We start from the raw sequence: 11,833 nt of genomic DNA, 5'->3' as shown, positions 1-11,833 counted from the left end.
GCCCCTGCCCCGCGACCCCATGCTGCAGATGTTGCGCCTGATGTTAAAACATCAAGTCGCGCATAAGTCCGAATCGCAGCAGTTGTACGTTGATAAACGACAACAACAAAAAGCGAGAGGAAAATCTATGACGCTTACCCACCTGCAGCGACTGGAAGCCGAAAGCATCCAGGCAATGCGCGAGGTTGTCGCCGAATCCGACAACCCGGTCATGCTCTACTCCATAGGCAAGGACAGTGCGGTCATGCTGCACCTGGCCATGAAGGCCTTCTACCCGGCCAAGCCGCCTTTCCCTTTACTGCATGTCGACACCACCTGGAAGTTCCAGGAGATGTATCGCTTCCGCGATCAGATGGTGGCCAAGCTGAACGTCGACCTGCTGACCCACACCAACCCCGAAGGCATTGAAATGGGCATCAGTCCGTTCAAGCACGGGTCGCAGATCCACACCGACATCATGAAAACCGAGGGGCTGAAACAGGCACTGGATCACTACGGTTTCGACGCGGCCTTCGGCGGCGCACGTCGCGACGAAGAAAAATCACGTGCCAAGGAACGGATTTTCTCCTTCCGCTCCGATCAGCACCGCTGGGACCCGAAGAACCAGCGTCCAGAGCTCTGGCACCTGTACAACACGCGTAAACACAAGGGCGAGTCGATCCGCGTGTTCCCTCTGTCCAACTGGACCGAGCTGGACATCTGGCAATACATCTACCTGGAAAACATCCCGATCGTACCGCTGTATTTCGCCGCGCCGCGCCCGGTAGTCGAGCGTGACGGGATGCTGATCATGGTCGATGACGCACGTATGCCGCTGAACCCGGGTGAAGTGCCGATGATACGCAACGTGCGCTTCCGCACTCTGGGTTGCTACCCGCTCACCGGAGCCGTCGAGTCCGATGCCGACACCCTGCCCAAGATCATTCAGGAAATGCTGCTGACCCGCACGTCCGAGCGTCAGGGGCGAATGATCGACCACGACTCATCCGCATCGATGGAGAAGAAAAAACAAGAGGGGTATTTCTAATGGCACACGTATCTGACTTGATTGCCGAGGATATCGGGCAATACCTGAAGGCCCACGAGCACAAGAGCCTGCTGCGCTTCATTACCTGTGGCAGCGTGGACGATGGCAAGAGCACGCTGATCGGACGCCTGCTCTACGATTCGAAAATGCTCTTCGAAGACCAGATGGAAGCGCTGGAGGCCGACTCGAAAAAAGACGGCACCCAGGGTGGCGAACTGGACTTCGCGCTGTTGGTGGACGGCCTGGCCGCCGAGCGCGAACAAGGCATTACCATCGACGTGGCCTACCGTTTTTTCTCCACGGAACTGCGCAAGTTTATCGTTGCCGATACCCCAGGCCATGAGCAGTACACTCGCAACATGGTGACCGGTGCCTCCACGGCCGACGTGGCCGTGGTGATGATCGACGCCCGACGCGGCGTGCTGACCCAGTCCAGGCGTCACAGCTATCTGGCTTCGCTGATCGGCATTCGCAAGGTGGTCCTGGCCGTCAACAAGATGGACTTGATGGACTACTCGGAGAAAGTCTTCAACGCCATCGTCGATGACTATCGCGCCTTCGCCAAGCAGATCAATCTTCAAGATGTCACCGCCATCCCGATGTCCGCGCTACGGGGTGAGAACATCACCGAGCAGAGCGAACACATGCCTTGGTACCGCGGCACCACGCTGATGGGCTACCTGGAAACCGTCGAGATCGACGAGGCGCACCAGCAGAAACTGTCGTTCCGCATGCCGGTGCAGTGGGTCAACCGCCCCAACCTCGATTTCCGTGGTTTCACCGGCACCATCGCCAGCGGCATGATTCGTCCCGGCGACCGCGTACGTGTGTTGCCAACCGGGCAAGAGAGCCGAATCTCGCGCATCGTTACCCTCGATGGTGATCTGCAACAAGCCGTGGCCGGCCAGTCCATCACCCTGACTCTGACCGACGAAGTCGATTGCAGCCGCGGCGATGTTCTGTCCACCGCAGAAGACCCGGCCAGCGTGGCCGACCAGTTCCAGGTCAGCCTGATCTGGATGCACGAACAGGCCATGCTCGCCGGCCGCCCATACCTGATGAAGATTGGCGGCAAGACGCTGTCGGTCACCTTGGCGGTGCCCAAGTACAAGATCAACGTCAACACCATGGAGCACTTGGCGGCCAAGGAACTGGCGTTGAACGAGATCGGCGTGTGCAACCTCTTCACCAGCCAGCCGATCGCTTTCGATCCCTACAAGAACAACCGGGAAACCGGCAGCTTCATCCTCATCGACCGCCTGACCAACGCCACCGTCGGCGCAGGTCTGATCGAGTTCTCCCTGCGCCGTTCGCAGAACATCCATATGCAGCACGTGGATGTGAACAAGAAGGCACGCGCCGAACAGATGGGCCAACAGCCGGTGCTGCTGTGGTTCACCGGTTTGTCGGGCGCTGGAAAATCGGCCATCGCCAACCTGCTGGAAACCCGACTGTACGCCCGCGGCCGCCATACCTACTTGCTCGACGGCGACAACGTGCGTCACGGCTTGAACCACGACCTGGGCTTCACTGACGCCGACCGGGTAGAGAACATCCGCCGGGTGGCCGAGGTGTCCAAGTTGTTCGTGGATGCCGGGATGATCGTGTTGACAGCCTTCATCTCGCCGTTCCGCTCCGAGCGCGAGATGGCACGTGGGCTGCTGCAGGAAGGCGAGTTCATCGAGATCTTCGTCGACACACCGCTGGCCGTGGCCGAAGAGCGCGACCCCAAGGGCCTGTACAAGAAAGTCCGCCGCGGCGAGTTGAAAAACTTCACAGGCATCGACTCGCCTTATGAGGTGCCGAGCAAGCCAGACATCCATATCCAGACCAGCAAGCTGACGCCGGAGGGTGCAGTGGACCGGATCATCGAGGTGCTGACCGAGCGCGGCTTCATCGGTAAGGAACTCTAACCCTGGCGCCCGGTTCGCCGGGCATTTAACCGTGCCCCTGTCAGGGGCCGATGAATCTGGCTCGAGCGCCCCTGCGCAAGCGCTCACGATCCGGGTTCGCCTAATCAAGAGAGTCTAACAATGACAATCAGCTCTATTGACGAACAACAGCTGTTGAGTGGCCAGACCTGGGCCACATTCTGCGATCACCTCAAGCGCTGCGGCGAGCAGATTCTGCGTCCCGAAGCACCCGCTGATGCAGCCACCCGCGCCGAAGGCTTCCGCTACCTCACGCGCCTGCTGCGCATCGGCCTGGAGATGCACATCGAGTTTGCCGATCCGGCGTTTCCCAGTTTCTTCAAGACCTCCCACGAGACCGCGAAAATTGGTGCCGACAACCCGGACAACCTCTATGAGTACTCGCGCCTGGACGGCACGCTGGATTACCGCATCAAAGGCCAGCGCGGCAGTGTCGCCTACCTGAGCTTTGGCACCCAGAAAGGCGGTTATGAAACCGACGGTACCCTGATCCAGACCGGTTTCATCGATGCCAGCCAGTTACAGGCCGATGACCAGGGCAATTTCGAAATCATCCTCAGCAGCGAACCGCAAACGGGCAACTGGCTGAAAATGGAAGGCGCTACCAACGCCTTGATCGTACGCCAGACGTTTCTTGACCGTCGCAGCGAAGTGCCGGCCAAGTTGAGCATCGAGCGCATCGGCACCGACTCCAAGCCACAGGCCCTTGACCCGGCGACGTTCCAACAAGGCCTGGCGCGAGTATCGAGCTTCGTGGAGAACACCGCCCGGCTGTTCGCCGACTGGAGCGAAAGTTACCTGCCGCACAGCAATCAGTTGCCCCCAGCCAACCAGGCGCTCTGCCAATCAGTGGGCGGCGATCCGAACATTTTCTACTATCACTCGCACTGGGCGCTGGCCGAGGACGAGGCGCTGGTCATCCACATTGATAAAGTGCCGGACTGCGACTTCTGGAACTTGCAGATCAACAATTACTGGATGGAGTCGCTGGACTACCGCTACCACCAGATCTGCTTCAACAAGCACCAGGCCCAGTACGATGACAACGGTGGCGTGACGCTTGTACTCAGTAAGCTGGACCCAGGGGTGAGTAACTGGCTGCAAACCGCCGGCGTACGCCAGGGCACGCTCTGCCTGCGTTGGGTCGGCGCCCAGGAGCAATGCCACCCCACCACTCGCGTTGTAAACGTCTCTGCCGTCGCGGAGGCCGTATGAACGCGCACACCCGAATTGAAGATCTGACTGTCGACAAACTGTTGGCCAGCGCCGTCGCGCGCACCAACGGCCTGAGCCATTTTGGCGATGACAACTACCGTGCGTCCCTGCAGGCGCTACTCGATGCCCTGGCTACCGAGGCCGGGCTGTCGCAGACCGGCCTGTATTTGCTGGAAGAAAGGTTGGTCGGGCAACTGGTCAACCGCCTGGTGATGGAAGACTACCTGAGCCGTCATCCGGAAATAACCCAGATACAAATCGACGATCCACTGGTCATCGTCGGCCTGCCACGCACCGGCACCACCATGCTTCAGCGCACGCTGGCGGTCGACCCACGCTTCTACTCTGCCGCTTGGTGGGAAACTCGCTTTCCGGCACCGCTGAATGACGAAACCCTGGCTGCGCCGGCCAAGCGCATCGCCCAGGCCAAGGCCGAGGTCGATCTGATGGCCGAGGTGATCCCGCAGATCCTCGCGATCCACCCGCTGGATGCCATGCTCTGCGACGAAGAGTTCATGCTCATGGAACACTCGTTCATGTGCGCCATGGACGCCTATGTCAATGTACCCAGCTACACCCGCTGGCTGGACCAGCAAGACCAGCGACCGGTCTACACCCAACTGAAGAAAATGCTGCAGTTCTTGCAGTGGCAGAAACAACAACGGGGTGAGCCGACGGGTCAACGCTGGCTGCTCAAAGCCCCCCAACACCTGCACACCCTGGATCTGCTGCTGGATGTCTTCCCCAAGGCGCAGGTGATTCTGACCCACCGTGAACCGGCCCAGACCATCCCGTCGATGGCCAGCATGGCCCACACCCTGTGGCAGATGTACAGCGACAACCCGGACCCGAAAGCCGCCGGTGAGCAGTGGAACAACCGCATGGCGCGTGGCATCCGTCACACCATGCAGGTTCGCGAGCAGCATGCGGCCGAGCGCTTTCTCGACATCCACTTCGCCGACACCGTGAAGCAGCCGCTGCAAGTGCTGGAAAAGGTCTACGCCTTCGCCAATCTGCCATTTACCGATAAGGCCCGCGCCGACGCGCAGGGATGGCTGTCGCAAAACAGCCGGGAAAAACGTGCCAGCCATGACTACAGCCTGGAACGCTTCGGTCTGAACGAGGCGCAGATGACCCAGGACTACAGCGAATATCGCGCCCGGCACCTGAGCGTCAATCACTGAACGCAAGCTGGAGAAATCATGGAAAAAATCATGTTGACCTTGTGGAAGCCGGCACAACCCGGCGCCGAGCAATGGCGTCCGGATTTGCTCGGCCTACGCGACGCATTGGCTGCAGCCGGTGCAAAAAACATCCGCGTCATGCTGGTCGATGAGGCGGTGGCCGCCGCCTCGACGCAGCGCATCACCAATAGCGCCGCGCCCTTGGATGGGCTGCTTTCGTTGTGGCTGGACAGTGCCTCGCACTGGCCCGCCATCAAAGCACTCGTGGCGCCTTTGACCAGCCGCCTGGAGGCTTATCTGGTGGTGGAATCCGAGCCGTACCCCGAGGAGCGCCAGGCCCGCGCTGTCCAGTACCGGGTGCCGGTCGGCGAGCGCACGCCCGGCATGAATCAGGTGGCGCTGCTGCACAAACCCCACCGGTTGAGCTACGAGCAATGGTACGACACCTGGCGCAACGGGCACGGGCCTAATGCCTATCCGCTGCAATCGATCTTCGGCTACCGGCAGAACACCGTGGCACGGGCGCTTACCTTCGGTGCACCGGTGCTGCACGCCATCGTCGAAGAAAACTTCCCGCCCGAGGCCATCGGCAATCCGCAAGGTTTTTTCGCCGCCCTGGGCGACCCGGAAAAATGCGCGCAGCGCCAGCAGGCGATGTACGAATCGACCAGCAAATTCATCGACTTCGAGAAGATCGACTGCATCCTCACCAGCGAGTACCAGCTCAGTGCCTGAGTGGCCCCAAGGAGGCTTCACATGTTGGATCTAGAAGCAATCGAGCTGATCAAACAGCTCAAGGCGCGCTATTTCCGCGCCATCGACACCTGCAATATCGAGATGCTCCAAGGCATGCTCACCGAGGACGTCGCCCTGTCGTTCAAAAGCCCTGCCTACGAGTTCCACGTCAATGGTCTGGGCGATGCGCTGGACTTCTATCGCACCTCGTTCACCAAGACCCGCCTGGCCACCCACAACGGTCACACCCCGGAAATCGAAGTCGATGGCGACCAGGCCACAGCCCTCTGGTACCTGAGCTACGTGTTCATCAACCTCGAGGACAACACCCACATGCACGGCAGCGCGATCTACCAGGATCGCTACATCAAGCGCGACGAGCGCTGGATGATCGCCGAGACGGGCTACAAAACCCTGCTCGAGACCATCCAGCCCTTGAGCGAACAGCTGCAGATCACCTCCAGACCCATCAACTGAATGAACAACAGGAGACAGTCATGGCAAGAGCAGAAAACATAGTCACCTCCCACACGGTGGAAATTAATGCCCCCGCCCGGGTGGTCTGGGAAGTACTTATTGATCTGGACAATTACCACCAGTGGAACAGCTTCTGTCCGAACATTCAGTGCGGCCTGCAGATCGGCGACGAGGTGCATATGCAGGTACTGACCCCCGATACCGGCGAAACCGTTCCGGTCTTCGAATACCTCGTGGCCTGCGACTCCGAGCAACTGTTGTCCTGGGAGCAGCGCCCCGTCCCGGAAAACATGGACGCCGCCCGCCGCGATCAGTACATCAAGGCCATCGATGCCAACCGCTGCAGCTATTTCACCACTGATATTTTCCTGGGCCTGAACCAGGACACGATCATGCGTGAACACGGTGCCTGGGTAAAAATCGGCTTCGACCAGATGGCCCTGGATCTGAAACGACGTGCCGAAGAACTGCACGCCAGTCGCACCTGAACGCCCCATTCCCTATCAAAACAATAAGAAGGTAATTGCCATGTTGCTAAAAGATAAAGTCGTCATTATTTCCGGTATCGGCCCTGGTCTGGGTATCAAGCTGGCCGTGCGTGCCGCGGAGTATCAGGCGAAGGCCGTGGTGTTGGCCACCCGCACCCCTGCCATGCTGGACCAGGCTGAAAAGGCCATCCGCGACGCCGGCTACAGCACACAGGTCCTGAAAGTCCCCACCGACATCACCCAGGCCGAACAGTGCCAGACGCTCGCCGACCTGACGATCGAGCACTTTGGCCAGATCGACGTATTGATCAACTCTGCCTACGCCCATGGCGCCTGGGGCAGTTCCTCCGACTCGTCAATGGACGACTGGCGCAAGGCGATGGACGTCAACCTGTTCGGCACCATGCAGATGACCCAATCCGTGCTGCCGCAGATGAAGAAACAGAAGTCGGGCAGCATCGTCATGATCAACACCATGGCCACCCGCACCCCCAACCAGCTGGAATCCGGCTATGCCGTCTCCAAGGGTGCGTTGAAAACCGCCGTGCAGTACCTGGCCCAGGATCTCGGCCCGTTCGGCATCCGCGTCAACTCCACCTTCATGGGCTGGATGTGGGGCGCACCGGTGATCGGCTACTTCGAGAGCGAAGCCAAGCGCCTGGGCGTCCCGATGGAGTCGCTGGTCGACCAGGTCGCCCAGCAGATTGCGTTGCGCAAGATCCCCGAAGACAACGACTGCGCCATGGCCGCCCTGTACCTGGCGAGTGACTACGCAAAGGTCATTACCGGCGCGCAACTGGACGTCAACGGCGGTCACTTTCTGCCCTGCTAAGCACTTCAAGTCGACAAGAACGTTGCCTCTTTCCGACGGCCACCCGATACCCGTGTGGCCATCGCCCTCCCCTTGGAGATTACTAACATGCTGGATCTCGTTGCCATCGAGCAAATCAAACAGCTCAAAGCCCGCTATTTTCGAGGTATCGATACCTGCAACCTCGAACTACTGCGCAGCATCCTCGCACCCGAGGTGAAGATCAGCTTCCAAAGCCCGACCTACCAGCTCGAACTCAATGGACTGGACCAGGCCATCGAGTTCTACCGCACCAACTTCACCAACCGCCGTTTCGGCATGCACAACGGCCACACCCCGGAAATTGTGGTCAACGGTGATGAAGCCACCGGCCTCTGGTACCTCAACGACTTGTTCATCAACCTCGATAAGCAGACCCTGCTTAACGGCAGCGCGATCTACGAGGATAGCTACGTCAAGATACAAGGCGAGTGGCGCATTCTCCGTACCGGTTACAAACGGCTGCTGGAGATCATCGGCCCGCTGGATCCCCAATGGTTGATCACCTCTCAGCCGATCAACTGACTGACTTTCCCCTGCTGTAGGAGCGAGCTTGCACGCGATGAACCTGAGAACGCCGAGGGGTGTCAGGTGCCGAGCGTCATCGTTGACGACCATCGCGAGCAAGCTCGCTCCTACTGGAGTTTCGTGAACCAAAAAAAAGCCCCATCGCAATCCGATAGGGCTTTTGTCATTGCAACGACCCAAAGCTTACCGCCCGATTGCCCGCGCCGCATCCGCGGTGTATTGGTCCGGGGTGAACTTGCCTTCGTTGAGGATCGGGCCCTTCTTCGATTCGTTGGTCATGCCGTAGCCGGTGTACTGGCCGGAGTTCAAGTCCATGAAGAACTGCGAACCGGCCTGCCAGCTGCTCATGTCGGGGTGGTAGTAGTAGTTGATCATGGCGTGTTTCCACAGCTGCCCACGGGCATCGTAGTTGTCGGCCATGACCGAGTGCCAGGTGTCCTCGTCGATGAACAGCACCCGTTTGCTATAGACATGGCGATAGCCTTCCTTCAAGTCGGCCTCCAGGACCCACACCCGACGCAACTCATAACGCATGAAGTCCGGGTTGGGATGGTTGGGCGTCAGGATGTCGGCGTACTTCACGGTCCCGGCGTTGGGCTTGAATGCGTTGGCCGGGCTGTAGATTTCGCGCTTGCCGATCAGTTTCCAGGTGAAGCGCTCCGGTGAACCGTTGTACAAGCGGTCTTCGTCGACGGTCATGGTGCCGTTGGTACCGATCATCGGCTGATCGAAACCGTAGCCTGGCAGCTGTCTGACGCGGCGCGTCGACGGGCTGTAGGACCAGGCCTGACGCGTACCGGTGCCGAAGTTGTAGGGTTCATGGGCAATGCTGAGGGTACCGTTGTCGCGAGCCGGTTTCAGGGTCATGTTGTTGCTGAAGGACGCAATCACATCGCCGTCCGTTGAGTCAACGGTCGGTGAGTTGGTCGGCGACAGGTTACGCGCGTAGGCACGCCCCCAGCCAATGCTGCCGTTGGGCAGGACCGACGCCAGGTCGGAGGTTTTTTCCTCGGTGTAGGCACGTGCCGGCAATTGGTGATTCCACAGCAATTCCATGCCGTTTTTGGGGATTGGGAACGGTATCTGGCCGATCCCGGTGAAACCTGCACCGTCGTTGACCAGCTTGGCGTGCAGCGCATTGTCCATCGCTCGGCGGCAGACGTAATCGGGGTAGCGGAAATCCCGGTGGCCGGGGTAGATGTTCATCTTGTAGGTGGTCGGGTACTTCTTCAGCAGGGTCTTCTGCCCTTCGGTCAGGTGCGACTCGTACTGGCTCATGTTCTGTGCAGTGATCACCAGGACCGGCTTCTCCGCCGCGTAGGGATCGACCGGTTGATCACCGGAATACTTCACATGATTCCAGCCTGGCACTTCGCCCAGGTATTTGCCGGTGTACGGCGGAATGGTGCCCTCGGCATTGCCGGCTTGCTCGGCGCCGACACAGGTCAGCTCCTTGCCCAGTTTGGCGGCTTCCTGAGGTGACACCGCGGCGTGCGCAGCACCCATCAGCCCACTATTGGCTGTGACTGCGACCGCGAGCATGAGACCTGTTCTTGTTATTTTCATGTACTGCCTCCTACGCTGATAAGGCTTTGTGGTATGGGTCTATTGTTCGTGTTCTGCCGGCCCCGACATCGTCCGGAAAGACTAAGGCGGCGTTATGCGCCCAACTTTTCTTGCAGCTGTGCCTTGAGCACCTTGCCGGTGGCATTGCGTGGCAAGGGTTCGAGTACCCGATAGACCTGCGTCGGCACCTTGTAGGCGGCCAGGCGCTCGGCGATGAATGCGCAGATTTTCGCCTCTTGGGGCAGCGTCGAGGCCTGGCCATGCACGGCCAGCCCCACGGTCTCACCCAGCAACGGGTCAGCGATGGCGAATGCCGCCGCTTCCAGGACACCGGGCATATCGAGGACGCAGGTTTCGACTTCAGCGGCGGAAATCTTCTCCCCACCACGGTTGATCAGCTCCTTGACCCGGCCGGTGATACTGAGGAAACCCTCATCGTCGAGATAACCGATATCGCCAGTGTCGAGCCAACCGTCGCGCAGGCTTTGCGCCGTGGACTCGGGCAGCTTCCAGTAGGCGCTCATCAGGGTCGGCGAACGCAGCCAGATCACCCCGCGAGTGCCCGCCGACTGCGGCTGGTCAGGGCTGTCACCGATGCGAATATCGACGATCGGCAACGCCCACCCCGCCGTCGCCGGCTTGTAGACAAACTGATCGCCACCAATCGCCGCCCCAATGCCATTGCTTTCGGTCAGGCCGTAGCCGGCACCGCCAATGACATCGGGCTTGATCTTGAGCATGTCGTCGAGCACGCTCGCGGACGATGCGCCGCCACCCAGGCCCAAACCGAACAGGCTGGCGGTGTGCTCACTGCCAAAGCGCTGCGAGGCGAGTAGTTGCTGCATCATCACCGGCGCCCCGTTGAACTGGGTGCAGCGCTCGTCGCGTATCAGATCAATGGCGCGTTCGACATCCCACTTGTACATCAGCATCAAGCGCCGACCGCCGCGTAATGCCGACAAGAACTGCGCATGCAAGCCGCTGACATGGAACAGCGGCACTGCCGCCAGAGTAGTGGGCGGATAGCCGCTGTTGATCACCACGCCGATACGCTCAGGCGAACTCATGGCGCAAAACGCGCCCTGGAAATCCAGCGCGGTCAGCGCCTGGCAGATCGCCCGGTGACTGGACACTGCACCCTTGGCGCGACTGGTGGTGCCGGAGGTGTAAAGGATCAGTGCCGGCGCGTCGGGATCGATTTCCAGCGCAGGCAACGGCAATGACGGGGCGCTGATCAAGTCTTCGAAACGCAGGCAGTACTCGGGCAACGTTACTTCGTGGGCCCCGACGACGATCGTGGCTCGCTGCTCACGGGCCAGGTCTTCGCGCAGGGTATCGAGGCGCGCTTCGTCGCACAGCAGCAGGCGCGAACCGCTGTCTTGCAAAGCGTATTGCAACTCATCGCGCAGGCCCCAACTGTTCAGCGGCACACACACACCACCGCAGCGCTGGATGGCGGCGAAGGCCACCAGCCACGCCGGCTGGTTGCGCATGGCAATCGCCACCCGCTCACCCGGTTGCAAGCCAAAACGGGCCACCATCTGCCCGGCCAGGTGGTCGACCTGATCGAAGAACTGGTTGAAGGTCAGGCGCTGCGCCTGCCAGATCAGGAACTCACGGTCGCCGTGGACTCGACCGGCGTCAATCACCTGCAGCAGGTCATGCGCGGCGTGACGGAAGTAGCGTGGCGCGCCGTCATCGGGCGTCACCACCTCAAACGGCGCACCGGGGGCGATCAGTTGCCGCCACGCGGTTTGCCAGCGTTCAATGCTCATTTTTGTTTTCTCCAGAACAGCAGAAAGACTTGTGGGAGCGGGCTTGCCCGCGAAGGG

General features: G+C 60.1%; 11 protein-coding genes. 9 read left to right on the top strand and 2 right to left on the bottom strand.

The features are described 5' to 3' along the window. Positions 1-19: 19 nt before the first annotated feature. The 9 genes from cysD (at position 20) to AC3WN7_RS19485 (ending at position 8,432) form a co-directional block, all read left to right on the top strand. Positions 20-1,027 (top strand): sulfate adenylyltransferase subunit CysD, encoded by a 1,008-nt coding sequence (cysD, locus tag AC3WN7_RS19525; protein ID WP_331459851.1) that lies wholly within the window; start codon positions 20-22, stop codon positions 1,025-1,027. Beyond that, positions 1,027-2,940, top strand: a complete 1,914-nt coding sequence (gene cysN, locus AC3WN7_RS19520) for a sulfate adenylyltransferase subunit CysN (protein WP_102674590.1) — start codon at positions 1,027-1,029, stop codon at positions 2,938-2,940. Before cysD ends, cysN begins: the two co-directional genes overlap by 1 nt. A 120-nt stretch (positions 2,941-3,060) precedes the next feature. After that, the gene (locus tag AC3WN7_RS19515; RefSeq protein WP_102674589.1) at positions 3,061-4,173 is read left to right on the top strand and encodes a DUF1214 domain-containing protein; all 1,113 of its coding nucleotides are present in this window, start codon (positions 3,061-3,063) and stop codon (positions 4,171-4,173) included. Beyond that, on the top strand, positions 4,170-5,357 hold the full coding sequence (locus AC3WN7_RS19510) for a sulfotransferase family protein (RefSeq protein WP_102674588.1): 1,188 nt from the start codon (positions 4,170-4,172) through the stop codon (positions 5,355-5,357). Before AC3WN7_RS19515 ends, AC3WN7_RS19510 begins: the two co-directional genes overlap by 4 nt. Before the next feature lie 18 nt (positions 5,358-5,375). Continuing rightward, positions 5,376-6,092 carry an EthD domain-containing protein gene (locus AC3WN7_RS19505; protein WP_102674587.1) on the top strand — a complete coding sequence of 239 codons (717 nt, stop codon included), beginning with the start codon at positions 5,376-5,378 and terminating at the stop codon, positions 6,090-6,092. A 21-nt stretch (positions 6,093-6,113) separates the two neighbouring features. Continuing rightward, positions 6,114-6,569, top strand: coding sequence for a nuclear transport factor 2 family protein (locus AC3WN7_RS19500; protein WP_102674586.1), 456 nt, complete (start codon positions 6,114-6,116; stop codon positions 6,567-6,569). A 20-nt stretch (positions 6,570-6,589) separates the two neighbouring features. Next, positions 6,590-7,057: an SRPBCC domain-containing protein gene (locus AC3WN7_RS19495; RefSeq protein WP_102674585.1), complete on the top strand. Its 468-nt coding sequence runs from the start codon at positions 6,590-6,592 to the stop codon at positions 7,055-7,057. A gap of 40 nt (positions 7,058-7,097) precedes the next feature. Further along, positions 7,098-7,889, top strand: a complete 792-nt coding sequence (locus tag AC3WN7_RS19490) for an SDR family oxidoreductase (protein ID WP_102674584.1) — start codon at positions 7,098-7,100, stop codon at positions 7,887-7,889. 87 nt (positions 7,890-7,976) lie between these two features. Then, positions 7,977-8,432 (top strand): nuclear transport factor 2 family protein, encoded by a 456-nt coding sequence (locus AC3WN7_RS19485; protein WP_102674583.1) that lies wholly within the window; start codon positions 7,977-7,979, stop codon positions 8,430-8,432. A gap of 186 nt (positions 8,433-8,618) precedes the next feature. Here AC3WN7_RS19485 and AC3WN7_RS19480 read toward each other — a convergent pair whose 3' ends face one another. Together AC3WN7_RS19480 and AC3WN7_RS19475 are read right to left on the bottom strand one after the other, a co-directional pair. Further along, a complete protein-coding gene (locus AC3WN7_RS19480) occupies positions 8,619-10,001 on the bottom strand; it encodes a DUF1329 domain-containing protein (protein WP_173862100.1) in 1,383 nt (460 codons plus the stop codon). Positions 10,002-10,093: 92 nt separating this feature from the next. Further along, positions 10,094-11,776, bottom strand: coding sequence for a class I adenylate-forming enzyme family protein (locus AC3WN7_RS19475; protein ID WP_102674581.1), 1,683 nt, complete (start codon positions 11,774-11,776; stop codon positions 10,094-10,096). Positions 11,777-11,833 lie beyond the last annotated feature (57 nt).

Source organism: Pseudomonas sp. FW305-70 (assembly GCF_058783925.1).
Note: the sequence above shows the minus strand (reverse complement) of the source record. Positions and strands in the feature narration are given on the sequence as shown.